Source organism: Lacrimispora sp. (genome assembly GCF_047605665.1).
Classification (GTDB): domain Bacteria; phylum Bacillota; class Clostridia; order Lachnospirales; family Lachnospiraceae; genus Lacrimispora.
This window is the reverse complement of sequence record NZ_JASGFH010000008.1, coordinates 58540-82108: the sequence shown is the minus strand read 5'-3', so window position 1 is coordinate 82108 and position 23569 is coordinate 58540. Positions and strand designations below refer to the sequence as shown.

General features: G+C 48.7%; 26 protein-coding genes. 25 read left to right on the top strand and 1 reads right to left on the bottom strand.

Features of this window, described 5'->3' with window-relative positions; genetic code table 11:
- Positions 1–187 precede the first annotated feature (187 nt).
- The 15 genes from QM657_RS08405 (at position 188) to QM657_RS08335 (ending at position 11916) form a co-directional block, all read left to right on the top strand.
- The gene (locus QM657_RS08405; RefSeq protein WP_415066167.1) at positions 188–1144 is read left to right on the top strand and encodes a class II aldolase/adducin family protein; all 957 of its coding nucleotides are present in this window, start codon (positions 188–190) and stop codon (positions 1142–1144) included.
- A gap of 10 nt (positions 1145–1154) precedes the next feature.
- Entirely contained in the window at positions 1155–2576 is a 1422-nt protein-coding gene (locus QM657_RS08400; protein WP_415066166.1) for an aldehyde dehydrogenase family protein, read from the top strand.
- A 16-nt stretch (positions 2577–2592) separates the two neighbouring features.
- The gene (locus tag QM657_RS08395) at positions 2593–2931 is read left to right on the top strand and encodes a BMC domain-containing protein (RefSeq protein ID WP_415066165.1); all 339 of its coding nucleotides are present in this window, start codon (positions 2593–2595) and stop codon (positions 2929–2931) included.
- 6 nt (positions 2932–2937) lie between these two features.
- The gene (locus QM657_RS08390) at positions 2938–3216 is read left to right on the top strand and encodes a BMC domain-containing protein (RefSeq protein ID WP_333653048.1); all 279 of its coding nucleotides are present in this window, start codon (positions 2938–2940) and stop codon (positions 3214–3216) included.
- A gap of 27 nt (positions 3217–3243) precedes the next feature.
- A complete protein-coding gene (locus QM657_RS08385; protein ID WP_415066163.1) occupies positions 3244–3597 on the top strand; it encodes a BMC domain-containing protein in 354 nt (117 codons plus the stop codon).
- A complete protein-coding gene (locus QM657_RS08380) occupies positions 3598–3897 on the top strand; it encodes a BMC domain-containing protein (protein ID WP_415066161.1) in 300 nt (99 codons plus the stop codon). It abuts the gene before it with no gap.
- A gap of 35 nt (positions 3898–3932) precedes the next feature.
- Positions 3933–4589 carry a phosphate propanoyltransferase gene (locus QM657_RS08375; protein ID WP_415066160.1) on the top strand — a complete coding sequence of 219 codons (657 nt, stop codon included), beginning with the start codon at positions 3933–3935 and terminating at the stop codon, positions 4587–4589.
- Entirely contained in the window at positions 4586–4846 is a 261-nt protein-coding gene (locus QM657_RS08370; RefSeq protein ID WP_415066158.1) for a EutN/CcmL family microcompartment protein, read from the top strand. Before QM657_RS08375 ends, QM657_RS08370 begins: the two co-directional genes overlap by 4 nt.
- Positions 4847–4865: 19 nt before the next feature.
- On the top strand, positions 4866–5984 hold the full coding sequence (locus QM657_RS08365; protein ID WP_415066156.1) for an extracellular solute-binding protein: 1119 nt from the start codon (positions 4866–4868) through the stop codon (positions 5982–5984).
- Between the two features lie 98 nt (positions 5985–6082).
- Positions 6083–7417 carry a CoA-disulfide reductase gene (locus QM657_RS08360; protein WP_415066155.1) on the top strand — a complete coding sequence of 445 codons (1335 nt, stop codon included), beginning with the start codon at positions 6083–6085 and terminating at the stop codon, positions 7415–7417.
- 31 nt (positions 7418–7448) lie between these two features.
- A complete protein-coding gene (locus QM657_RS08355; protein ID WP_415066154.1) occupies positions 7449–8261 on the top strand; it encodes a CoA transferase subunit A in 813 nt (270 codons plus the stop codon).
- An 11-nt stretch (positions 8262–8272) separates the two neighbouring features.
- Positions 8273–8998: a CoA-transferase subunit beta gene (locus QM657_RS08350; RefSeq protein WP_415066153.1), complete on the top strand. Its 726-nt coding sequence runs from the start codon at positions 8273–8275 to the stop codon at positions 8996–8998.
- A gap of 11 nt (positions 8999–9009) precedes the next feature.
- Positions 9010–10173: an iron-containing alcohol dehydrogenase gene (locus tag QM657_RS08345; protein ID WP_415066152.1), complete on the top strand. Its 1164-nt coding sequence runs from the start codon at positions 9010–9012 to the stop codon at positions 10171–10173.
- 52 nt (positions 10174–10225) lie between these two features.
- Positions 10226–11239 carry a dihydroxyacetone kinase subunit DhaK gene (locus tag QM657_RS08340; RefSeq protein ID WP_415066151.1) on the top strand — a complete coding sequence of 338 codons (1014 nt, stop codon included), beginning with the start codon at positions 10226–10228 and terminating at the stop codon, positions 11237–11239.
- A 59-nt stretch (positions 11240–11298) separates the two neighbouring features.
- The gene (locus QM657_RS08335) at positions 11299–11916 is read left to right on the top strand and encodes a dihydroxyacetone kinase family protein (RefSeq protein ID WP_415066150.1); all 618 of its coding nucleotides are present in this window, start codon (positions 11299–11301) and stop codon (positions 11914–11916) included.
- A gap of 92 nt (positions 11917–12008) precedes the next feature.
- Here the strand turns inward: QM657_RS08335 and zupT are convergent, their stop codons facing one another.
- Positions 12009–12818: a zinc transporter ZupT gene (gene zupT, locus QM657_RS08330; RefSeq protein ID WP_415066149.1), complete on the bottom strand. Its 810-nt coding sequence runs from the start codon at positions 12816–12818 to the stop codon at positions 12009–12011.
- Positions 12819–13086: 268 nt separating this feature from the next.
- Between zupT and QM657_RS08325 the strand changes: the two genes are divergently transcribed.
- The 10 genes from QM657_RS08325 (at position 13087) to QM657_RS08280 (ending at position 23556) form a co-directional block, all read left to right on the top strand.
- The gene (locus QM657_RS08325; protein WP_415066148.1) at positions 13087–13368 is read left to right on the top strand and encodes a hypothetical protein; all 282 of its coding nucleotides are present in this window, start codon (positions 13087–13089) and stop codon (positions 13366–13368) included.
- A 137-nt stretch (positions 13369–13505) separates the two neighbouring features.
- Positions 13506–14267 carry an adenosylcobinamide-GDP ribazoletransferase gene (locus QM657_RS08320; protein WP_415066261.1) on the top strand — a complete coding sequence of 254 codons (762 nt, stop codon included), beginning with the start codon at positions 13506–13508 and terminating at the stop codon, positions 14265–14267.
- Between the two features lie 10 nt (positions 14268–14277).
- The gene (locus QM657_RS08315) at positions 14278–14667 is read left to right on the top strand and encodes a bifunctional adenosylcobinamide kinase/adenosylcobinamide-phosphate guanylyltransferase (RefSeq protein WP_415066147.1); all 390 of its coding nucleotides are present in this window, start codon (positions 14278–14280) and stop codon (positions 14665–14667) included.
- A gap of 8 nt (positions 14668–14675) precedes the next feature.
- Positions 14676–15668 carry an adenosylcobinamide-phosphate synthase CbiB gene (gene cbiB, locus QM657_RS08310; protein WP_415066146.1) on the top strand — a complete coding sequence of 331 codons (993 nt, stop codon included), beginning with the start codon at positions 14676–14678 and terminating at the stop codon, positions 15666–15668.
- A gap of 158 nt (positions 15669–15826) precedes the next feature.
- Complete coding sequence (locus QM657_RS08305) at positions 15827–16948, top strand: pyridoxal phosphate-dependent aminotransferase (RefSeq protein ID WP_415066145.1); 1122 nt, start codon at positions 15827–15829, stop codon at positions 16946–16948.
- Between the two features lie 64 nt (positions 16949–17012).
- Positions 17013–18533, top strand: coding sequence for a cobyric acid synthase (locus tag QM657_RS08300; protein WP_415066144.1), 1521 nt, complete (start codon positions 17013–17015; stop codon positions 18531–18533).
- A 27-nt stretch (positions 18534–18560) separates the two neighbouring features.
- Positions 18561–19199 carry a precorrin-8X methylmutase gene (locus QM657_RS08295; RefSeq protein WP_415066143.1) on the top strand — a complete coding sequence of 213 codons (639 nt, stop codon included), beginning with the start codon at positions 18561–18563 and terminating at the stop codon, positions 19197–19199.
- Positions 19200–19222: 23 nt separating this feature from the next.
- Positions 19223–20839 carry a response regulator gene (locus QM657_RS08290; RefSeq protein WP_415066142.1) on the top strand — a complete coding sequence of 539 codons (1617 nt, stop codon included), beginning with the start codon at positions 19223–19225 and terminating at the stop codon, positions 20837–20839.
- Complete coding sequence (locus tag QM657_RS08285) at positions 20840–22612, top strand: sensor histidine kinase (protein ID WP_415066141.1); 1773 nt, start codon at positions 20840–20842, stop codon at positions 22610–22612. It begins immediately after the preceding gene.
- Positions 22609–23556 carry a substrate-binding domain-containing protein gene (locus QM657_RS08280; RefSeq protein WP_415066140.1) on the top strand — a complete coding sequence of 316 codons (948 nt, stop codon included), beginning with the start codon at positions 22609–22611 and terminating at the stop codon, positions 23554–23556. The genes QM657_RS08285 and QM657_RS08280 overlap by 4 nt, the downstream gene beginning before the upstream one ends.
- The last annotated feature ends 13 nt before the right edge of the window (positions 23557–23569 follow it).

The following is a 23569-nucleotide window of genomic DNA, read 5'->3' as shown; positions in this document are numbered from 1 at the left end:
ATATTGTATAATTATTCTGATTAAATGTAAAGAAGGAATGAGATGAATGAAGACAAAACAGCAAAAACAAAATAAAACAACATCGAAAAGTGTAATATCATGCAAAAACCTGAGAGATCAGCAGAAACGCATGAAGCTTTTAACAAAAAGGAACACGAAGTTATTTGGACTTGGAGGTAAAGATAAAATGACAGTTCAAGGCGTAAAGTACATGTCTGATTTTGAGGCCAAAAAGGCGATTCTGGACATCGGCAGACGGATGTACGAGAAAGGCTTTGTGGCTTCAAATGACGGAAACATCAGCTGCAAGGTGGGGCCAAACACCATATGGACCACGCCCACCGGGGTGTCGAAGGGATTTATGACACAGGACATGCTGGTGAAGATGGATATAAACGGAAAAGTGCTGATGGGAAAGTGGAGGCCTTCTTCAGAAGTAAAAATGCATCTGAGGGTTTATAAAGAAAACCCCGATGTACAGGCAGTGACCCACGCTCATCCCCTGGTTGCAACCAGCTTTGCCATTGCCGGAATCAGCCTGGATGCAGCGGTGCTGACAGAAGCGGTCATGGGACTTGGTTCCATACCGGTTGCCAAATATGCAACTCCGGGCACAGATGAAGTTCCCGATTCCATTGCCCCCTTTGTGAACACACACAATGGAGTGCTTCTTGCAAACCACGGGGCCCTGACCTGGGGGAAAGACATTTACCAGGCATTTTACAGGCTGGAATCCATTGAATATTATGCAACCATATTGATGTATACAGGAAATATCATCGGACGCCAGAACCTGCTTTCCTGCGACCAGGTCAATAAACTGCTGGACATCCGCCATAAGCTGGGCATTACGGCAGGGGGAATTCCTCCCTGTTCTCCGGAGGAGACTAATGCGAAGGATGTGGTTTCAGCGGCAGATATCCGCCCGGCAGAACAGAGTGGCCCCGGCCCCGTATTAAAAGGGGTGACCTCCATTGTGAGACCGGGAGAGAATCCGGCCCCGGCCGGCTGCGGATGCAGCGGGACTTCGGGAAGGCTTACGGCTTCTGAGGGGCAAAAGGCCATTGGAGCAGAGGCTTTGGGAAAGGCAAAGGAGGAAATCATAGCCGAAGTGGTGAGACGGGTTATCGAGGGACTGAGCTAGGAGGCGGATCATGGAAATTGGGGTAAAAGAAATAGAAATGATTGTAAGGGAAGTGCTTGCAGGAATAGAGAGCAAGGGGGCAAAGCCTTCTTACGTTTCTCCCCAAAGTGAAAACGGGGTTTTTGAACGGGTGGAAGATGCCATTGAAGCGGCCCATACCGCCCAGCGCCAGTGGGTAGAGCGTTACCGGGTGGAAGACAGGCGGCGAATCATTGAGGCCATCCGTGTCACTGCAAAAGGCCACGCAGAAGCCCTGGCAAAGATGGTTTGGGAAGAAACCGGAATGGGCCGGTTTGAGGATAAGATTCAAAAGCACATGGCCGTAATTGAAGGAACGCCGGGGGTGGAGTGTCTGACCACAGATGCCATTTCCGGAGATGAGGGCCTGATGATAGAGGAATACGCTCCCTTTGGGGTGATCGGAGCCATCACTCCCTCCACCAATCCAACGGAAACGATTATCAACAATACCATCAGCATGATAGCCGGAGGCAATTCTGTTGTGTTCAATGTCCATCCGGGGGCAAAAAGGAGCTGCGCCCACTGCCTGAAGATTCTTCATCATGCCATTGTGGAAAACGGAGGCCCTGCAAATTTAATCACCATGCAGAGAGAACCTGACATGGAAGCTGTCGGCAAGCTGACGGATGATCCCAGAATCCGCCTTATGGTGGGAACGGGCGGAATGCCCATGGTAAATGCCCTCCTCCGTTCCGGTAAAAAGACCATCGGAGCAGGCGCTGGAAATCCTCCGGTCATTGTAGACGATACGGCGGATATGGACCTGGCGGCTAGAGAGATTTACCGGGGCGCATCTTTTGATAACAATATCCTGTGTCTGGCTGAGAAAGAAGTCTTTGTCATGGAACGGGCTGCCGACGAGCTGGTGAATAAGCTGGTGAGAGAAGGAGCCTATCTGCTTAATTCCATGGAATTAAGTGAAATTCTCAAGTTTGCCATGACAGAGAAAAACGGCAGCTATGAGGTGAATAAAAAGTGGGTCGGAAAAGATGCGGCCTTGTTTTTGGAAGCCATAGGCGTGACAGGGCGCAAGGATGTACGCCTTTTAATCTGTGAGACGGATAAAAATCATCCCTTTGTCATGGTGGAGCAGTTGATGCCCATACTTCCCATTGTCCGGTTGAGAACCTTTGAGGAGTGTGTGGAGGCTGCGGTGGCCGCAGAATCGGGAAACCGCCATACGGCTTCCATGTTTTCCAAAAATGTTGAGAACATGACGAAATTTGGAAAAGTCATTGAAACTACCATTTTTACAAAGAACGGTTCCACTTTAAAAGGCGCGGGAATCGGCGGAGAGGGCCATACCACTATGACCATAGCAGGTCCCACCGGAGAAGGACTCACTTGTGCCAGAAGCTTTACAAGGAGACGCAGATGTATGCTGGCAGAAGGCGGCCTGCGGATCATCTAGGAAGGGGAAGGTACATATGGCAATCGGCTTTTTGGAATGTGCAGGATATGGGGCGGTGCTTTATGCCATGGATAAGGCATGCAAGACGGCCAATATAAGAATCATCGGCATCGACACCATCAATCCCAAGGATGCCACCGCATTCATTCCCCTGACGGCACAGGTGAAGTTTGAAGGGGGAATCGACGACGTGAAAGAGGCTTGCCAGGCGGCCAAAAGGGCGGCTCTTAAATTTAACAGCCCCGAAGAGGTTCTGGTAGAAATGATTGAAAAGCCCTATGAGGGGACAAAGGCATTGGCTCATATAACAAAGGTAGAATTGGAAGAAGAAAATATAAATAATTTCAGGAGGTAACAGCATATGGCATCCACATCAATCGGTTTAATTGAAACAAGAGGGTTAACTGCCTCCATTGAGGCGGCAGATGCAATGTTAAAGGCGGCAGACGTTGAGCTCGTAGGGACTGAGAAAATCGGCTCCGGCCTTGTGACCGTGATTGTGACAGGGGAGGTAGGCGCAGTGAAGGCGGCTACTGAGGCAGGGGAAGCGGCGGCTTCCAGAATTGGAGAGCTGGTGGCAGTCCATGTGATTCCAAGGCCCCATCAGGACATCAGCAAAATCCTGCCCATAACCAAATAATCAGCACCATCAGCAAAGGCGGACATCATGAAAAGAAACCGAAACGCCATAGGGGTTTTAGAAGTCAATTATTATGCAAATACCGTTGTGGTGGTGGACCAGGCTTTAAAGGCGGCGGATGTGGAGATCGTAAGCTGTCATAAAAAGCTGGGAGGAAGGATGTGCCACACCGTATTGGCGGGTGAAACTTCGGCTGTCCGGGCCGCCATGGAAGCGGCAGGAGAAGCCGGCCGGATGGTGGGGGAGGAAAACATAAAGGTGGCTGTATCCATCGAAAACCCTCATCCTGAGGTGTTAAAACTTTTAAATATGATAGACAGACATGAGAATAAAAAGGATTCTGAAAAAGCAGAAGAGCGGGAAAATAAGGAGGAAAAATAAATGGCAGAGACAGGAGCAAAAAAGGGAATGCTGGCACTTGGGATAATCGAGACAAGAGGGCTTACAGCCTCCATTGAAGCGGCAGATGCCATGTTAAAGGCAGCGGATGTGGAGATGGTGGGAACGGAAAAGATCGGCTCCGGCCTGGTATCAGTCATGGTTCAGGGCGATGTGGGAGCTGTAAAAGCGGCTGTGGAAGCGGGAGAAGAAGCTGCTTCCAGAATGGGAGAAGTGATTGCCGTTCATGTGATTCCAAGACCCCATAACGCCATAGGCACAATCCTTCCCTATATTAAATAGAAGGAACGGAAATTGTCTGAGGGCGGAGGCTTACGATGAAAAACAGGGAAGAACTGATTCAGAAAGTAACCGCACTGGTCCTGGAGAACTGGGAAAGGCTGAGTACAAAGCCTTTTGAAGTTCCCGCAGGAATCTCGGCAAGGCATGTGCATTTATCCGGAGAACACGTTGAAATGCTTTTTGGAGCAGGTTACAGTCTGACTCCTAAAAAAGCTTTAAGCCAGCCGGGACAGTTTGCCTGTGAGGAACAGGTGGCTGTCTGCGGCCCGGCGGGAACCTTTTCCAAGGTGAGGATTCTTGGGCCGGAGAGAAGGCAAAGCCAGGTGGAAATGGCATTTAGTGACTGCAGGGTCCTGGGAATAGAAGCAGCCGTGAGATCGTCAGGAAATTTAAAGGGAACTCCCGGAGTCCTGTTAAAGGGGCCAAAGGGAGAGGTCATGCTGACGGAAGGAGTTATTATTGCAGACCGTCACATTCACATGACTCCTGAGGATGCCTTGTGGTTCGGGGTATCGGATCAGGAGCGTGTAAAGGTTGTGGTTCCAGGGCCAAAAGGCGGAGAGCTGGGTCAGGTGCTGATCCGGGTTAGCGCAAACAGCAGGCTGGATTTTCATGTGGACACGGACGACGCCAATGCATTCCAGATCAGGCAGGGACAGTGGGTAACCATCAGAAAGGAAGAGGCCAGGTGATATTAGGAACAGTAATGGGAACAGTGGTTTCCACCAGAAAATGCAGGAACCTGGTTGGGTTCAAGCTGCTTTTGGTAGAGCCTTATTATGGAGATAAGAAGAGTATTTTTGTGGCAGCCGATACCATAGGGGCGGGAATCGGGGAACTGGTGCTGGTGACCACCGACGATACGACCCAGTACGCTTTGGACCGTTCAGCTCCGGTGGATGCCTATATTGTGGGCATCGTCGATGGGCCGCCTCAGCCGGGAAAGTAAAGTGAGAGGGTGAAAGCTTATGAAACAGGAAAAGCTTAAGGTTTTGGCAGTGGCAGACCCGGCGGTGGAAGGGTATCTCGATAAAGAGCTGGGAATTTTAGACGGATACGGTGAAGAGGTGGATTTTCATATCGTACCGTGGGCGGATTATTACCCTATGATGATGAAAGCGTTTGCCGGGGAAGCGGATTATGATATTGTCATGGTTGCAGGCCATTTGTGGCTCCGTGATTTTGCAGAAAAGGGATACCTTTCGGAAATTAATTTTGAGGAGGAAGATATTCTTCCGGTCATTGCAGAGGAAATGAAGTATAAGGGGAAAGCTTATTTATCACCTTCCTTCTGCGACGGGCATATGATTCTTTACCGCAAGAGCCTGCTTTCTAAGGTGCTTGGAAAAGAATTTGGCAGTGTCATCACTCCTCAGGAATACATAGAGACAGCTAAGGCTTACAGGGAGGCTGCCGGAGGGCAGGCCGCGGCAATGAAGGCCCACAAGTCTGAAATCTTTACTGATGCCCTTCCCTTCCTTCGCATGTACGGGGGAGACGCCTATGATTCCAATGGGCTGGCAGTCTGCCAAAAGGAAGAGGCCGTAAAGGGGCTCCAGTCTTATGTGGAACTGAAAGAATACGCAGTTGACGGCACAGAGGATTTCGGCAACGGGGAAATCGCTTCAGCCATCCGGGAAAGAAGAGCGGTTATGGCAGTTACCTGGAGCGGTCAGATGGGAGAGGTCTTTAAAGACGGCTGCCTGGAACCGTGGGATATCGGTTTTTCCACCTTTTCCACGGCCTGGAACGTGACCTGGTCCTTTGGAATCTGTTTAAGCTCCGGGAAAAGAGAAGAGGCACAGGAATTTCTTAAATACCTACGGTCCCCTGATATAGACCGGAAGGTGGGAAAGAAAAGCGGTGCTCCGGTGAGAAGAGGAAGCTATGAGGAAGGAACCGGGGAGTGCCCATGGTTTCCGGTGCAGCTTCAGATGATGGAACTGGCCAGACCTCTTCCCCACCTGTCAAAAGCAGGGGAGAAAAACGGAATTCTTTACGAGAAAATCTCTGAGGCCTTTTCCGGAAGAAAGACAGCAAGGGAAGCCATGGAGGAAACCGGAGAAGAGATTGACAGGGTCATATGATCGGAGAGAAAGGTTGAAAGAAAAGAAGCTTTCAGCCTTGAGTTTGTGAATCAACGGGATATGCTTGTATATCCGCTTGATTCATTAGGAGACAAAATATGAAGATTATTATAATTGGAGGAGTGGCGGCAGGCATGAGCGCTGCTTCCAAAATCCGAAGGGTGAATCCGGATATCGAAGTTACGGTCTATGAAAAGGGCGGTTTTCTTTCCTACGGAGCCTGCGGACTTCCTTATTATGTGGGAGACTATAATGATGATTACCGCAAGATGATCGCCCGTTCCAGAGAAGCTTTTACCAAAATGGGCATAGTTACCTTTCTCCGCCATCAGGTGCTGTCCGTTGATGCAAAAGATAAAAAGGTCTTCGTAAGAAATTTGGAAAACGGTCAGGAATTTACGGATACATACGATAAGCTGATGATAGCGGTGGGAGCGGAGTCTGTGGTTCCCCCATTTCCGGGAAAAGAGCTGATAGGGGTTCATGTGCTGAAAACCCTGGAAGACGGAATCTTTTTAAGGGAATATGCCATGCTTCCGGAAATCCGAAACGTCACCATTGTGGGTGGCGGATATATTGGAGTGGAATGTGCGGAAGCCTTTTTAAATATCGGAAAACAGGTCCGCATGCTGGAGGCGGCTCCCAGAATTTTGATGTCCTTTGATGAGGAAATGGCTGCCCTGGCCCAGGAAGAGCTGGCAAGGAGCGGAGTAACGGTCCATACCGGGGAAAAGGTAGAAGGCTTTTACGGAGATGGGCTTTATGTAAAAGGGGTAACGACGGATAAGGGAACGTATGAGACCGATCTGGTGATCGTTGCCGCCGGTGTCCGTCCCTGCACGGAATTTTTGAAGGATACGGGGATTTCCATGGCAAAAAATGGAGCCCTGCTGGTTGACCGGGAGATGAGGACTTCCCTGCCTGATGTATATGCGGCGGGAGATTGCATTCTGGTCTATAACGAAGTTTTGGAAGAAGACAGTTTCCTGGCCCTTGGCACGGTTGCCAACAAATGCGGAAGAATTGCAGGGGCTAATCTGGCAGGAGGCCATGAGCGGTTTATAGGCGCTCTTGGGTCTGCCGCGATCAAGGTCTGCGATCTGGAGCTTGGGCGCACAGGAATGGGAGAAGGGGATGCCAAACGCCTTGGAAAGGATTACAAGACTTTACTCATCCGGGCCAACGACCATCCTGCTTATTATCCCAATCCAACCCCCATTACCATTAAGCTGATTTATGAAAATGGGACGAAAAGGCTGCTGGGCGCACAGACCTGCGGGCAAAAAGGGGCTGTTTTGCGGGTGGATGTGTTTGCAGTGGCGATTCATGGCAGGATGACCACAACGGAGCTGGGAATGACGGACCTGGTTTATGCTCCTCCTTTTTCCGGCGTGTGGGATGCAATCCAGATTGCCTGCAATGCGGCTAAATAATGGCCGGAAGGACAGAAAAGGAGGTCAGACCATGAGCAAGGTGATGTCTTTGCAGGAGGCTGCAGCCCGGATTCATGACGGGGATATCCTTGGCCTTGGAGGCAATGTGCTCCACCGGGCCCCTATGGCGATGGTGCGGGAGCTGGTGCGCCAGAATAAAAGAAATTTAAAGCTGGTAAAGACGGCGGGAGCCATGGATGTGGACATGCTCTGTTTTGGAGGATGTGTTTCCAGCGTTGATGCCGGATTTATCAGCTATGAAAGCGAATATTCCCTGGCAGGCCATTACCGCAGGGCAGTGGAGGGCGGAAGTGTAAAAGGAAATGAACACGCCTGCTATACCGTGATTTCTGCTCTACGGGCTGCCAGCTACGGAGTGGGGTTCATGCCTGTAAAGGGGATGGTAATCAGTGATCTGATCGATGCAAATGATTATTTCATGCGGGTAGAAGACCCCTTTACAAGGGAGCCGGTGACAGTGGTGAAGGCCATAAGGCCGGATGTGGCAGTCATTCACGTTCAGGAGGCAGACGAAGAAGGAAACGCCAGGATTACAGGGCCTTTATTTGAAGATGTCTTATTTTCCAGGGCAGCCAGACGGGTTATCGTGACGGCGGAAAACATTGTCCGGGAATCGGCTTTTACAGCAGGTTTGCAAAAGGCGGATATCCCTCATTTCCTGGTGGAAGCGGTGGTCAGGGTATCCAAAGGGGCGTCCCCTTGCTCCTGTCCCGGTTCTTATGACATTGACAGAAGAGATTTGAAGAAGTTTAAGGAATTGAAGGACTTAGAGGGCCTTAGAGCGTATTTAAAGGCATTTGAAAAGATCGACTATAAAGGGTGAGGAGGCTTGGCATGATGGAAGAAAAATACAGAGTCTGTGATATTATGATCTGCGCCATGGCCCGCCTCATACCTGACGGCGGCAAGGTATTTCACGGGGTTTCCTCCCATATGCCCATGATTGCGCTGATGCTGGCAAAAGCCCTTCATGCGCCGGGTGCTGTGCATTTAAATATTCCCGGAGGCGTGGACCCTGACCCGGCAAGGCTTAAACGGTATACCAGCGCAGGGGCAGAGCTTTTGGAGCGCTCCACAGGATATTTTCCTTTAATGGAGGTGTTTGACCTGGCTATGAGAGGGGAGCTTGATATGGCATTTTTAAGCGGAATCCAGTTTGACCTTCATGGCAATGTCAATGCGTCGGTCATCGGAGATTATCACAAGCCAAAGGTGAGGATGCCGGGAGGAGCGGGAAGCGCCGTATTGATTCCAACGGCAAAAAGAGCGATTCTCTGGAGAACAAAGCACGATAAGCGCACCTTTGTAAATCAGGTGGATTTTGTGACTGTTAAGGGAAATGTGGAGCGGATCATCACTCCTTTGTGCATTTTTAAAATGGAAAACGGGGAACTGGTTCTGGAAACCATCCACCCTTCCTCCAGTTTGGAAGAGGTACAGGAAAACACCGGATTTCCCATAAAGTTCTCCCGTGTGGCCTATACGCCACTCCCAACCAGGGAGGAACTGAGCGCTCTGAAGCGGATTGATCCGGGAGATTTCAGAAATATAGAATTCTAAGGAGGCCCTTTATGGCATTTGAAAGGATCAATGCAGTAGGAACCAGCTTTTTCGGCCGTGGCTCCCTGGGACTTTTGCCGGAGGAGCTTAAGAAGCGGGGATTTAAACGGGGGCTCATCGTTACGGACCCTTTCCTGTATGAAAACGGCACCGGAGATAAGGTAGGAGCCTGTCTGTTAAAGGCCGGAGTGGAGTATGCTATCTATTACCTGGTTGAGCCCAATCCTTCCACAATCATTGTCAATGACTGTCTGGAGGCCGCCAGAGCCTTAGAAGTCGATCTTTTGGTGGCGGTGGGCGGAGGCTCTGCGATTGACACGGCAAAGGCAGTCAGCATTGTCATGGCAAACGGCGGCAGGGTGGAGGATTATGAGGGCATTAACCGCTCCCGTAAGCCGGGAATACCTGTTGTGGCGGTCAATACCACGGCGGGAACCGGTTCGGAAGTCACTGCATTTTATATTGTCACCGATCCGGCCAGACATTCCAAGATGTGTATGGTGGACCCCAATTCCATGGCCGCCATTGCTGTCAATGATGTGGAACTGATGATGACCATGCCAAAGGGCCTGACAGCCTCCACGGGAATGGATGCCATGACTCATGCCATTGAGGCGGCAGTGTCAAAAAGAGCTACCCCATTTACCGATAAAGACGCCCTTTGGGCAATGGGAGTGATCAGGACTCATCTTCCCCAGGCAGTGTCTGACGGAAATGATGAAAAAGCCAGGGAAATGATGGCTTATGCACAATACAGCGCAGGTATGGCATTTTCCAACGCAGGTCTTGGCATGGTTCATGCCATGGCCCATTCTCTGGGAGGGCTCATGAATCTGCCTCATGGCATCTGCAATGCGGTTTTGCTGCCCTTTGTGATGGAATTTAACGGCACTATGCCGGATGCCGCTAAGAAGTATAAGAAGGTGGCAGAAGGATTAAAGCTTCCCGGAGCGGATTCCATGACAGGGGAGCAGGTGGTGAGGGAAACGGCGGCCTGCATAAGACGGCTGTCCAAGGAAGTGGGGATCACACAGAGTTTGCGGGACTTAAACGTAAATCCCGGAGATTTTAAGGCTTTGGCGGAAACTGCAATGCGCGATTCCTGCATGGAGGACAATCCCTTTAAGCCGACACTTCAGCAGGTTATAGAAGTATATGGGAAAGCATACGGTTAATGGTTTGCGGATCCATGAACTGTAATAAATTGTGGGAAGGAGAAGAAAGAGGATGAAAAAACTGATTAATGCACCGGAAAACTATGTAAATGAAATGATGGAGGGGATTTATCTCGCTCATCCGGATTACGTCACTTATGCGGCAGGCGACCTGCGCTGTCTGGTCACCTCCAATAAGGTAGAGGGAAAGGTGGGAATTGCTACCGGAGGAGGTTCCGGGCATCTTCCTCTGTTTTTAGGCTATGTGGGGAAGGGAATGCTGGATGGCTGTGCCATCGGAGACGTATTCCAGTCTCCCAGCGCAGAACAGATGCTTCATGTGACAAAGGGCATTGATTCCGGAGCAGGGGTCCTTTATATTTACGGCAATTACAACGGAGATATCTTTAATTTTGACATGGCCGCGGAAATGGCTGATATGGAAGAGGACATCCGCGTGGAAAGCGTGGTTGCAGGAGAGGATGTGGCATCCCCCAAGGCAGCTCCTGGCGAGAAAAATACCAGAAGAGGCGTCGCCGGTATTTTCTTTGTATTTAAATGTGCAGGCGCAGCAGCGGCAGCCGGAAAGGATCTGGATGAAGTAAAACGGATTGCAGAAAAAGCGGCTGCCAATGTAAGGACCATGGGCGTGGCCCTGACTCCCTGTACGGTGCCAAGAGTGGGTCATCCTGGATTTGAAATCGGAGAGGATGAAATGGAGATTGGCATGGGTATCCATGGAGAACCGGGAATCCGCCGGGGCAAACTGGAAACCGCCGATGAGGTTACAGCGGAAATGATGGAAAAAATCCTTGAAGATATTCCTTATAAAACCGGAGATAAGGTTGCGGTTCTTGTAAACGGTTTGGGAGCCACTCCGCTTGATGAACAGTATATTGTGGCAAGGAAGGTCAATCAGATACTGGAAGAAAAGGGAATCCGGGTTCACCGCTATTATGTGGGTGAATACGTGACTTCCATTGAGATGGCAGGCTTATCCGTTTCTCTTTTAAAAATGGATGAGGAGCTGGAAGGATATCTGGATGCCCCGGCTGATACGCCATTCTTTAAACAGGGGATTGTGTAAAATCAGATATTCTTCATCATGATAACACATCGCCGGTGGGCGACAGAATGGAGGCGGGTATGAACCAGCAGGAATTGATAGCTATGCTTGAAAGAATCAGCAAGATCATGGAAAAAAACAGAACCTACCTGATTGAACTGGACAGCATTGTAGGTGACAGTGACTTGGGACTGACCATGGGAGACGGATTTCTGGCGGCTTATGAATCGGTTTCCGATGGACAGGAGACGGATATTGGGAAGCTTTTGTACAAGGCCGGAAAAACAATGGGAAATAAGGTCCCTTCCACCATGGGAACCTTGATGGCGGCAGGTTTGATGCGGGCAGGAAAGGTTTTAAAAGGAAAGACGGAATTGTCCGGTGCCGATGTTGTGGCCTTGTTTGAGGCCTATGAAGAAGGCGTTGCTGATTTGGGCAAGGCAAAACCGGGAGATAAGACATTTTTAGATGGATTCCATCCCGGAGTACAGGCTCTTAAGGCAGAGGTGGAAGCAGGAAAATCTCTTGAGGAAGCATTTAAGAAGGCGGCAGAAGCTTCATGGGAGGGATTTGAACGTACTACAACCATGGTGGCTGTTCACGGAAGGGCGGCAACCAGAGGAGAAGCGTCCCGTTCCTTAAAAGATCCGGGGGCTGCTGTGGCTGCGCTTATGATGAAGGCTGTGGCGGGCGAATAAAGCAAAGAAAAACAAAAGAAAGCACCGTTTTGCGATAAAGGTTTTTCATAATCCTTCTTATTGCAAAAGGGTGCTTTCCTGTATTTCAGCTTTTATATGAACAGCAAAAGGCTGACAGCCATGACAGCCATTCCCGCAATCAAGCCGTAAATGGAAAGATGGTGCTCTCCGTATTCTCTGGCGGAAGGCAGAAGTTCATCAAGGCTGATATAGACCATGATTCCCGCTACGGAAGCGAATATAAATCCAAAGGTAACGTCATTAAAGAACCGGTAGAAAAGCAGATATCCGATCAATGCGCCTACGGGCTCTGAAAGCCCTGATAAAAATGATAACTGGAAGGCTTTTTTCCTGCTTCCTGTCGCATAGAATACGGGAACGGCTACGGCTATGCCCTCCGGTATATTGTGGATAGCAATGGCTACTGCAATGGGAACGCCCAGCTTTGGATCGCTCAGTGCAGCGGTGAAGGTTGCCAGCCCCTCCGGAAAGTTGTGGATGCCGACGGCCAATGCGGTAAACAGGCCCATTCTCATCAGATTTGCCTTGTGGGATTCGCTTTTCCCATCCATTTCTTCCACCGTATGTATTTCATGGGGATTTTCTGTTGAAGGGATCGCCTTGTCAATCAGCGCTATTACAAGTATTCCGAAAAAGAATCCCCCTACGCAGGCCCATGCCCCGCCTCTCTCTCCAAGGGCGGATACCAGGGCATCCTTGGCTTTTATAAGTATTTCAGCAAAGGAAACGTAAATCATAACGCCTGCCGAAAACCCCAGGGATATTGAAAGGAATTTGGGACTGGTTTTCTTTGTGAGCAAAGAAAGAGCGCTTCCGATTCCAGTGGAAAGACCGGCAAAGAGCGTCAGGGAAAATGCAAAAATTACAGTAGATAAATCCAAAAAATTCACTCCTTTTCATCGTTTAATTAGGAAAAGCAATTGCGCTTTTTTATTATTATAAAGTACAAAACGTACGAAGGCAAGACTTTTGCCTTTAGTGATTTTATATCTCATAAAAGCACCTGTTCACCCAGTTGCCGTGCTTGTAATGAATGTGGGTATATGGTATGATTAGGATGCAGTATGGGATTGCAAAAATGTTAATGATAATGGAAAGATAGAAAGAGAATTTCCTTCTGGCGATATTTTTATTTGCAAGGAGGAATATATGACAAGAAAAAAGTTTGAAGATTTGACCATCACCGATGACTTCATGTTCTGCAAAATCATGCAGGATATCGAGGAAATTAAAGCGAATTCTGAAAGGAGGAGTGAATACATGGCGCTATCCGTATTTGAATCCGACATTAAGAGGGAAGCCAAAGAAGCGGGTAGGCTTGAAATACTGGCCGAGTTGGTGCGCTCCGGAGATATTCCCTTAGAAAAGGCGGCCCAAAAGGCTGGCCTTACTGCAGAAGAATTTTGTAAGAGAACAAAATTACCGTTTTAATATGATTCAGGAGCCTTTATTGTGAAGGCTCCTTTTCAATGGAAATGACAATTTTATTTTTTTATGGTATGATTATCCTGAACTCCGGAATCGATAAAACTTCTGGGATTTATACAGCGAGAAAGGATGGAAGAGATATGGACCTTTTAGGCAGCTTTGTCATTGCGTTTTCCATGTATTCCCGTATTCCCATGCCTCAAGTGGAGTGGACAAAGGAACGGATGAAATATGCCATGTGCTTTTTCCCCCTGGTGGGAGCTGTGATTGGCCTGCTTGTGGCGGCTGTTTCTCTCCTCTGTGACCGGTGGGGATTTCCTCACTTTCGAAGAATTCTCCCGGCGGTGCTTCCTGTATTGGTGACAGGCGGAATTCATATGGATGGGCTTTTAGATGTAATTGATGCAAAATCTTCTCATAAGAGCAGGGAAGAGAAGCTTGAAATATTAAAGGACCCTCATACAGGTGCATTTGCTATCATCGGATGCGGCGTTTATTTTCTTCTCTATCTGGCGGCTTTTGGGGAAATGAAGCAGGGGATGATCCCGGCATATGCAGTGACCTTTGTTCTGACCAGGGCCTTGAGCGGGCTGTCTGTGGTCACCTTTCCCATGGCAAAGGCAGGAGGTCTTGCGGCAATGTTTTCCAGTGCTGCACAAAAGAAGGTTGTGGCCGCAGTGATGGCCGGATATGTGATTTTAGCGGAGGCAGGAATCTGGTATTTGGGCGGTTTTTTTGCGGCAGCAATGGCTTTTGTGGTTTCACTTTTCATTTATGCATACTATTACACCATGGCAAAACGGGAATTTGGCGGGATTACCGGTGATCTGGCCGGATATTTTCTGCAAATATGCGAACTGGGGCTGGCGGCAGGGCTGGCAGTGGTTTCTCACTTAATATAGAGGATAAAATATGATATTGATTACAGGAGGAGCCTGGCAGGGGAAATTGGACTTTGCTTTGGCATTGGCAAAAGAAAAGGGAAAAGACAGAAACAAAGTGGCAAAAGGAACATCAGACCCTTTTGACGCTGCTCTTGACAGTACCATCATTCATGGATTCCATGAATATATAAGGCGGATTTTAGAGGAAGGAAAAAGCGTGGATTCGTTTATAGATTCCATTGCAGAGAAAAATCCGGATGTGATCATTATTTCCAATGAACTGGGCTGCGGCATTGTGCCCATGGACCCAAAAGACAGACAGTGGAGAGAAGCATCAGGCAGGGCATCAGGCAGGATTGCGGGAATTTCAGAGGAAGTTTACCGGCTGGTCTGCGGAATTGCTTCCCGGATAAAATAGGGTGGAAAATGATACGATTACATTTATTAGCGGTTTTTATAGGCTGTTTTCTGGATTTTTGTTTTGGCGACCCCAGATGGCTCTGGCATCCGGTCTGCGCAATCGGATCTTTGATCGGTTGGCTGGAGAAAAGACTCAGAAAGTTGTTTCCAAAGGGAGAGAAGGGAGAGCGTACAGCCGGTGTGTGGCTGGTGGTTTTGGTGCTTTTGATAGTGGGAGTCTTATCCGGGGCCGTGACAGTGGGCGCTTACAGCCTTTCTCCTTATGTGGGAGTTGCGGCAGAAAGCATCATGTTCGGCCAGATGATGGCATGGCGTTCCCTTCGGACGGAAAGCATGAAGGTTTATGAGGCATTTTGTAAAAAGGATATAGAGGAAGCCAGAAAGGCTGTTTCCATGATCGTGGGGCGGGATACGGAAAACTTAACGGATACCGGAATTGCAAAGGCAGCCATAGAGACAGTAGCGGAAAACACCTCTGACGGGATCATTGCTCCTCTTCTTGCAATGGTGCTTTTTGGGGGACCTGGAGTATTCCTTTACAAAGCGGTCAATACCATGGATTCCATGGTGGGATATAAAAATGATAAATACATCTGGTTCGGATGGGCGGCGGCCAGACTTGATGATATCTGTAATTTCATCCCAGCCAGGTTATCGGCCCTGTTTATGATAGGGGCAGGATATTTGTGTCAGCTTTTCTATGGAAAAAGTAAAGGGAATAATCCGTTCAATGGAAAAAACGGCTTAAAAATATTTAAGAGGGACCGGTTCAACCATAAAAGTCCCAATTCCGCCCAGACAGAATCCGTTTGCGCCGGAGCGCTTCAAATTGAACTGGCTGGAAATGCAGTTTACTTTGGAAAACTGTATGAAAAGCCTGCCATAGGAGATGACATCAGGCCTGTGGAATACCAGGACATTTCCAGGGCCAATGATTTGATGAGCGTTACTTATGGACTGGCTTTGATGGCCGTTCTTATACTTTTTTTCATTGTGTGACAGAACAAATACGGTTGAAAGAAAAGCCTCTTTCAACCCTGGGTTTATAAATCAACCGGATGTGCAGGAATATCGCCTGATTCATAGGGAGAATTTACCCATAGGGCAAAGAGAGGCCTCTCTCCGGGGGTTAAGATACAAAATTCAGGAGGCAAAGTATGGAATATCAGCATGGGGGAGACATTTATACCAATTCCGTTACAATTGATTATTCGGCGAATATAAATCCTTTAGGGCTTCCTGAAAAGGTGAGGGAGGCTCTCCATGAGGCGGTGGAGAATTGCTCCTGTTATCCTGACAGCCGGTGTTTGGCTTTAAAACAGGCTCTGGCAGAGTTCCATCAGGTTCCGGCGGAAGCGGTCATATGCGGAAACGGAGCGGCTGATTTGATATTTCAGATCGTGCAGGCAGTGAAGCCGGAACATGCCCTTTTAATAGCCCCTTCCTTTCTGGAGTATCGGCAGGCACTTTTAGCAGTTTCCAGTGAGATCACTTATTTTGATTTAGAGGAAAAGGAAGGATTTCGTCTGGAAGAAAAGAAGCTGGAAAAGTGGATAGAGGAAAGTGAAATCCATTTTCAGATGATATTTCTATGCAATCCTAATAATCCTACCGGTTTTGCAGCAAAAAGAGAGGATATGGCAAAGCTTCTTGATTTTTGCAGGAAAAAAGGGATTTTCTGTGTGGTGGATGAATGCTTCAATGAGTTTTTGCAGGAACCGGAACGGTATTCCATTCTGGAAGACCTTCAAAAAGAGGAGTTCGGACATGTATTCCTGTTAAAAGCCTTTACCAAGATTTACGCCATGGCAGGCCTGCGCCTGGGTTACGGGATATGCTTTGACCGGAAGATAACAAACCGCATGGAGGAGCTGCGCCAGCCCTGGAGCGTATCCTCTCTGGCCCAGGCCGCGGGGATTGCTGCTCTTAAAGAGAGTGATTATGTGGCACGGACCAGAGAACTTATTGCGTGTGAACGGGAGTTTTTAAAAGAAAAGCTTTTGGAGCTTGGATTTTTTGTGTTTGAATCCATGGCTAATTATATTTTCTTTCGGGATATGAGGCAGGCTGCTTTGGAGGAAGAAAACCTCCTTTATAAACAGCTTCTTGAACGAAAGGTGCTGATCCGTTCCTGTGGCAATTACAGGGGGCTTGACGGGACTTATTACCGCATCTGTGTCAAGCGGCGGAAGGAAAACGAAGAGTTTATTTCTATTTTAGAATCAGTATGCAGGGAAATGCCCTGCGGATGTTCCCCTATGCCTGAAGTGCGTGGGTGATTGACGGGGGTATCCCATTATGCCCAAAGTGCGTGGGCAATTTGTAAGGAAAAGGAGTGAGGAAATGGCAAAGACCATCATGATACAGGGGACCATGTCCAATGCAGGAAAGAGCCTGATTGCGGCAGGGTTATGCCGCATTTTCAAAGAGGATGGCTACCGGGTGGCTCCTTTTAAATCCCAGAACATGGCACTGAATTCCTATATTACGGAGGAAGGTCTGGAAATGGGACGGGCCCAGGTGGTTCAGGCCGAAGCAGCGGGAGTAAAGCCTTCCGCAGCCATGAATCCCATTCTGCTGAAACCCACCAACGACTCAGGCTCTCAGGTGATTGTAAATGGCATTTCCATAGGAAATATGCCTGCCAGAGAGTATTTTGCATACAAGAAAAATCTCATACCGGAAATTGAAAAGGCTTTTCACTCCCTTTCAGATGAGTATGATATCATAGTCATCGAAGGGGCGGGCAGTCCGGCAGAAATCAATTTAAAGCAGGATGATATCGTCAATATGGGAATGGCCAGGATGGCAGATGCACCTGTCCTCTTGGTGGGAGACATTGACCGGGGCGGCGTGTTTGCCCAGCTATACGGAACCGTCATGCTGCTGGAGCCGGGAGAGCGGGAAATGATCGGCGGACTGATCGTCAATAAATTCCGGGGAGATAAGACCATCCTGGACCCAGGACTTCAAATGATTGAAGAACGGCTTCATATTCCGGTGGCAGGTGTGGTGCCTTATATGGATGTGGATATAGAGGATGAGGACAGTCTGGGAAATCATCTGGCAGGAAAAGAACGGACAGAGAAGGCGGCTGTGGAAATCGCAGTGATCCGGCTGCCCAGAATTTCCAATTTTACGGACTTTCAGGTCTTCTCCATTTTACCGGAAGTCCATCTGCGCTATGTGGACCGGGTATCGGACCTGGGAAGACCGGACATGGTCATTCTGCCGGGCAGCAAAAATACGGTTCAGGATTTGCTCTGGATGCGCCAAAATGGCCTGGAAGCGGCAGTCTGCAAGCTGGAAGGGGCCGGAGTTCCGATTTTTGGCATCTGCGGCGGTTTTCAGATGCTGGGAGAGAGCCTGTCTGATCCTCATATGGTGGAGTCAGAATCAGCGGCTTCATCCATAAGAGGCATGGGGCTTTTGCCTGTCCGCACTGTTTTTGGAAAAGAAAAGACGAGAACAAGGGTTTCCGGGTCCTGCACCGGCATTGGAGGTATTTTTGAAGACCTTTCCGGCATGGAGGTGGAGGGCTATGAGATTCATATGGGAGAAACAACCAGGTCTTTGCCTCCTCTGACTTATATTATGGAGAGCCAGTCGGGCTCTCATCTGGCTAAGATGGATGGCTGCCATAGGGGAAATGTATACGGCACTTATATCCACGGCTTTTTTGACAGGGAAGGAATCGCGGCAACCATGGTAAAGGCCCTGATGGAGAAAAAAGGGCTGGCCTTTGAACCTGACGGAAGCTTTCGCTATGAGGAATACAAGGAACAGCAGTATGGCCGTCTGGCAAAGATTTTGAGGGACAGCCTTGACATGGAACGGATTTATGAGATCATGGGACTTGAGTAGCTGAATTAAAACAACAGGGAGAAACCAATGGAATTTTATGAATTAGAGCGGGTGCTGCCCGAAGAAATAGAAAAGAGAAGTTTTGAAATCATAACACAAGAACTTGGAGAAAAGGTTCTCAATCCGGAACATGAACTGATCATCAAACGGGTCATTCATACCACGGCTGACTTTGAATACGCCGATAACCTGATATTTTCTCCCGGCGCGGTGGAAAAGGCGCTGGAAGCCTTAAAGGGCGGATGTAGGATCATCACGGATACCAATATGGGCAAAGCGGGCATCAACAAAGGCGCCATAAAACGTCTGGGATGCAGCGTTGACTGTTTTATGGCGGATGAAGATGTGGCAGAATACGCCAAAAACCATAATACCACGAGGGCCAGGGCCAGCATGGATAAGGCTGCCGGCCTCTCTGAGGACTGTATTTTTGCGGTGGGAAATGCGCCCACTGCCCTGGTACGGCTTTATGAGCTGATACAGGAAGGAAAAATCCAGCCTAAGCTGATCATCGGAGTCCCGGTAGGCTTCGTCAATGTGGTCCAGTCCAAGGAAATGATCATGTCACTGGCACAGGTCCCGTTTATCGTGGCAAAAGGGAGAAAAGGCGGAAGCAATGTGGCAGCGGCCATTGTAAATGCCCTGCTTTATCAGATCCGGCAATAGAAGAGAGAGAAGGAAAGAATGCCATGGATTTATATACCATAATTTTAGTGGATGATGAAGAGGAAGTGCGCAAAAGCATCATCAAGAAAATAGACTGGCAGGCAGCTGGGTTCCGGGTCATAGGCGATGCGGAAAACGGGGAGGATGCCATGGAAAAAATTGAGGTTCTGGAGCCTGATGTGGTATTGACGGACATCCGGATGCCTTATATGGATGGACTGGCGCTGGCAGAGAGAATCCGGCAAAGGTATCCTTCCATGAAGGTGCTGATCTTTTCCGGATATGACGACTTTGAATACGCCCAGAGAGCCATTAAACTGAATGTGACTGAATACATCTTAAAGCCTGTCAATGTGGAGGAATTGACTTCTATATTAAAGAAGATCAGGTCTAATCTGGATCAGGAAATAGAAGAAAAGAGAAATTTAAACCACCTTCGGGAAAATTACAGAAAAAGCCTTCCCATTATCCGGGAACAGTTTTTCAATGATCTCGTTCATAAGAATCTTTCCAGGGAGCTGGCAGAGCAGAAGCTGAGAGAGTATGATATCCCTGTTCTGGGAGCGAGAAAATGGGTCCTGGCCGCCATTGATGTGGAGCGGGGAGATATGAAGGAAAGTCTTTCCCTTCACAATGAAGAAGAACTGATTCCCATTTCCGTCATGCAGATCGTGAGGGAAAAGCTGCAGGGATACTGCCGCTTCGCCATTTTCCAGTCCTCCTCTGAGGCCGATATGGTGGCAATGGCCGCTCTTGATGAGAATAATTCCACAACCGGGCTCATTGACGTGCTGGGGGATATCTGCAAGGAGACAAAGCGTATTTTACAGGTTCCGGTCACCATCGGAATCGGCCATAGCTGCATGGAATTATCCGGTCTTCGGGAAAGCTACCAGTCTTCCATTGACGCTCTGGGCTATAAAGCCATAGCCGGAAGGGGAAATACCATATATATTAACGATATGGAACCGGTAGGAAATGGAAAGCTGGAATTTGACAGCATGACAGAAGCGGATTTGATTTCAGCCATTAAATTCGGGCCTGCGGAGAAGATTCAGGCGGCAGTGTCCAGAATTATGGAGAAGATGGAGTCAGCCAAGGTTCATTCCCGCCAGCAGCAGGTCTATATGTTCGGCGTGGTAAACAGCGTCCTACAGATGATCCGCCAGTATGACTTGACTCTGGAGGACATTCTGGGCGGAGAGCTGGCTTATATGGAAATCCTGGGCAACCTCCAGAAGAAAGAGGAGTTCGGACAGTGGCTTTTAAAGACAGGGGAGAAAATGAACCAGGTCATCAACCAGGAACGTGACATGACTGCCCGCCAGGTCATCCAGGAGGCCAAGCAGTATATTCTGGACCACTATCAGGACCCGGACTTATCCGTGGAAATGATATGCCGCCATCTTCACATGAGCCCTGCCTATTTTTCCACCATGTTCAAGAAGGAGACGGGGCAGGCTTACATCGCCTACTTGACGGACTTGCGGCTTAATAAGGCGGTGGAGCTGCTCAACAAAACCGATGACAAGACTTACGTCATTGCGGCCAAGGTGGGTTATCCGGAACAGAATTATTTCAGCTATGTATTCAAAAAGAAGTTCGGCGTATCGCCGACCAAATTTCGTGGAGCCAGGTAAATGGAAAAAAAGAATACCAGCATTCGCTATACGATCTTTATATATTTTACAGTGACCGCTCTGGCAGCCAGCCTTTTGATCACATTTTCCCTGTATCAGCGCCTTTCCTCCCAGGTGGCGGAAATGGTGCAGGAGGAAAACCAGAGTCTGATCAATCAGGCGGCCAGGTCCGTGGAATCCTATCTTCGGACGGTCATGAAGCTGTCGGATTCCCTGTATTACGGGGCGGTGAAAAATGCGGACCTTTCCTCAGAATCCATCAATAACGAAATCACTCTTTTGTACGATAACAACAAGGATAATGTGGATAACATTGCCCTATTTTCCCAGTCAGGCGCCATGGTGGAGGCAGTTCCCGCGGCCAGACTGAAAAACGGCCTCGATGTGACGAAAGAGGAGTGGTTTTTAAGCGCTTTGGAAAAGACGGAAAACCAGCATTTTTCCTATCCCCATGTCCAGTATGTCTTTGACAGCAATGAAAACCAGTACCGGTGGGTGGTTTCCTTATCAAGAGCTGTGGAGCTGACGGAAGGAACTTCTACCACCCAAGGCGTGCTTTTGGTGGATTTAAGCTACTCCAGCTTAGAGCATTTGTTTGACGGGGTCACCACGGGAAAGGGCGGCTACGTTTACTTAATCAGCAGTGACGGGGAGATTCTTTATCATCCGAGAATCCAGCTCATTGATTCCGGGCGCCTGCAGGAAAACAATATGGTTGCAGCCGGGTATAAAGACGGAAACCATCAGGAGGAATTTCGGGGAGAGGACCGGATTATCACGGTGAAGTCCATCGGTTATACGGGCTGGAAGGTGGTTGGAGTGACGCCTAAAAACGTAGTTTCCTTGAACTCTATCAAAACCAGACTTTTTATCGTGTTCCTCATCACCCTCATCCTGTTCATCCTGGCCCTGATCAACTCCTATATCTCCTCCCGCATCACAAATCCCATTAAGGAGCTGGAAAAATCCGTGGGAATTCTGGAGGAGGGGGATTTGGAAACGCCTATTTTCATAGGGGGGTCTTACGAAATCCAGCACCTTGGAAATTCCATTAAAAATATGACGAAGCAGATCAGGGTTCTCATGGATGATATCGTGGAGGAACACGAGGCCAAGAGAAAGCAGGAATTTGACACATTGCAGTCCCAGATCAACCCTCACTTTCTTTACAATACCCTGGATATCATCGTGTGGATGATTGAAAACGAACAGAAGGCAGAGGCTGTAAAGGCGGTGACTGCCCTGGCACGGTTCTTCCGCATCAGCTTGAGCAAGGGAAAGAGCGTCATTACAGTGAGAGATGAGCTGGAGCATGTGCGCAACTATTTGATGATTCAGCATATGCGCTTTAAAAACAAGTTTTCCTATGAAATCCGCGCCGAGGAAGACTGCCTGGAATTGACCAGTTTAAAACTGGTTCTCCAGCCTCTCGTGGAAAATGCCATTTATCATGGGATGGAGTTTATGGATGGGGATGGAGAAATTTCTATTCATGTCTGGAAGACAGAGGAGGACCTTTTCCTGGCTGTAAAGGATAACGGTCTTGGCATGACGGAGGAACAGGTGGAAAGCCTGTTTTCCGACCAGGTTCACGTGACCTCAAAAAAAGGCTCCGGAATCGGTGTAAAGAACGTCAACGAAAGAATCAAGCTGTATTTTGGAGAAAAATACGGGCTGACCATTGATTCGGAGCCTGATGAAGGAACGTCCATCACCATCTGCCTTCCTGCGGTTCCTTATGATTCCATGACAGGAAAGGGGGGAAGGCTGTGACCAGACAGGAAAAATTATTGTGGAGTCTTTTGGCAGGGGGACTTGTGATCCTGTTCCTGCTCTCTTCCACGGATTTGATTATCAAGGAAAAAAAGACGGTCATCTACCCGGTTTCCGTCATCATCAGCGATACCTCCGACGATTATTACTCCAATTTCAGAAAGGGAGCGGATAAGGCGGCAGAGGAATACAATGCCGATGTGAGTTTTATCACCCTTTATGAAGAGGGGGACCCCATTCGTCAGATGGAGCTGGTGAAAAGGGAGATTGACGACGGCGCTTCGGCAGTGGTTCTCTTTCCGGTCAATCCTGTGGAATGCGGAAAACGGCTGGATGAGATGATTTTAAACAGCCCTGTCATTGTCATGGGAAGTCCCATTCCCAATGACCAGGTCAAAAGCGCAATCACCCCGGACCACGAAGAAGAAGGAAGGCTTTTGGGACAGGCAATCATAAAAGAGAACTCTCCAAAAGGGGCTGTAAAGGTCATCTGTTCAGACCTTTCATATGGATACAACAAGGATGTTTACAGCAGCCTTTCAAAAACTCTTGAAGAGGCAGGATTTTCCGTGATGCTGTATGAAAAACCGGCGGAGGAGGTTCTGGCGGAGAGTTCCGGGGAAGAAGTCATTGCAGCCATTGATGTGAAGAGCCTTGACCAGGCAGCGGATATTCTCTCAGGAAACCCGGAATACGGAAACTCCCGGATCAGGCTTTACGGAATCGGGAGCACAACGAAAATACTGACGGAGCTGGACCGGGGAAGGATCAAGGGACTGGTGATTAGCGATCAGTTTGATGCAGGATATATGAGCATTGAAAAAGCGGTGAAAGCGGTTCATAAAGGGGTGGAGAAGGAGGAAATTCTTCTGGAGACCCATTATATTACGAAGGAACATTTAAGGGAAAGCAGATTTGAACGAATCTTATATCCGATTGATTAAAATGGGGGTGGCA

What these genes read in the sequence shown, in the direction of transcription:
- QM657_RS08405 (WP_415066167.1), top strand. Translation starts at nt 188, where the DNA reads ATGACAGTTCAAGGCGTAAAGTACATGTCTGATTTTGAGGCCAAAAAG.
- QM657_RS08400 (WP_415066166.1), top strand. Translation starts at nt 1,155, where the DNA reads ATGGAAATTGGGGTAAAAGAAATAGAAATGATTGTAAGGGAAGTGCTT.
- QM657_RS08395 (WP_415066165.1), top strand. Translation starts at nt 2,593, where the DNA reads ATGGCAATCGGCTTTTTGGAATGTGCAGGATATGGGGCGGTGCTTTAT.
- QM657_RS08390 (WP_333653048.1), top strand. Translation starts at nt 2,938, where the DNA reads ATGGCATCCACATCAATCGGTTTAATTGAAACAAGAGGGTTAACTGCC.
- QM657_RS08385 (WP_415066163.1), top strand. Translation starts at nt 3,244, where the DNA reads ATGAAAAGAAACCGAAACGCCATAGGGGTTTTAGAAGTCAATTATTAT.
- QM657_RS08380 (WP_415066161.1), top strand. Translation starts at nt 3,598, where the DNA reads ATGGCAGAGACAGGAGCAAAAAAGGGAATGCTGGCACTTGGGATAATC.
- QM657_RS08375 (WP_415066160.1), top strand. Translation starts at nt 3,933, where the DNA reads ATGAAAAACAGGGAAGAACTGATTCAGAAAGTAACCGCACTGGTCCTG.
- QM657_RS08365 (WP_415066156.1), top strand. Translation starts at nt 4,866, where the DNA reads ATGAAACAGGAAAAGCTTAAGGTTTTGGCAGTGGCAGACCCGGCGGTG.
- QM657_RS08360 (WP_415066155.1), top strand. Translation starts at nt 6,083, where the DNA reads ATGAAGATTATTATAATTGGAGGAGTGGCGGCAGGCATGAGCGCTGCT.
- QM657_RS08355 (WP_415066154.1), top strand. Translation starts at nt 7,449, where the DNA reads ATGAGCAAGGTGATGTCTTTGCAGGAGGCTGCAGCCCGGATTCATGAC.
- QM657_RS08350 (WP_415066153.1), top strand. Translation starts at nt 8,273, where the DNA reads ATGATGGAAGAAAAATACAGAGTCTGTGATATTATGATCTGCGCCATG.
- QM657_RS08345 (WP_415066152.1), top strand. Translation starts at nt 9,010, where the DNA reads ATGGCATTTGAAAGGATCAATGCAGTAGGAACCAGCTTTTTCGGCCGT.
- QM657_RS08340 (WP_415066151.1), top strand. Translation starts at nt 10,226, where the DNA reads ATGAAAAAACTGATTAATGCACCGGAAAACTATGTAAATGAAATGATG.
- QM657_RS08335 (WP_415066150.1), top strand. Translation starts at nt 11,299, where the DNA reads ATGAACCAGCAGGAATTGATAGCTATGCTTGAAAGAATCAGCAAGATC.
- QM657_RS08325 (WP_415066148.1), top strand. Translation starts at nt 13,087, where the DNA reads ATGACAAGAAAAAAGTTTGAAGATTTGACCATCACCGATGACTTCATG.
- QM657_RS08320 (WP_415066261.1), top strand. Translation starts at nt 13,506, where the DNA reads ATGGACCTTTTAGGCAGCTTTGTCATTGCGTTTTCCATGTATTCCCGT.
- QM657_RS08315 (WP_415066147.1), top strand. Translation starts at nt 14,278, where the DNA reads ATGATATTGATTACAGGAGGAGCCTGGCAGGGGAAATTGGACTTTGCT.
- cbiB (WP_415066146.1), top strand. Translation starts at nt 14,676, where the DNA reads ATGATACGATTACATTTATTAGCGGTTTTTATAGGCTGTTTTCTGGAT.
- QM657_RS08305 (WP_415066145.1), top strand. Translation starts at nt 15,827, where the DNA reads ATGGAATATCAGCATGGGGGAGACATTTATACCAATTCCGTTACAATT.
- QM657_RS08300 (WP_415066144.1), top strand. Translation starts at nt 17,013, where the DNA reads ATGGCAAAGACCATCATGATACAGGGGACCATGTCCAATGCAGGAAAG.
- QM657_RS08295 (WP_415066143.1), top strand. Translation starts at nt 18,561, where the DNA reads ATGGAATTTTATGAATTAGAGCGGGTGCTGCCCGAAGAAATAGAAAAG.
- QM657_RS08290 (WP_415066142.1), top strand. Translation starts at nt 19,223, where the DNA reads ATGGATTTATATACCATAATTTTAGTGGATGATGAAGAGGAAGTGCGC.
- QM657_RS08285 (WP_415066141.1), top strand. Translation starts at nt 20,840, where the DNA reads ATGGAAAAAAAGAATACCAGCATTCGCTATACGATCTTTATATATTTT.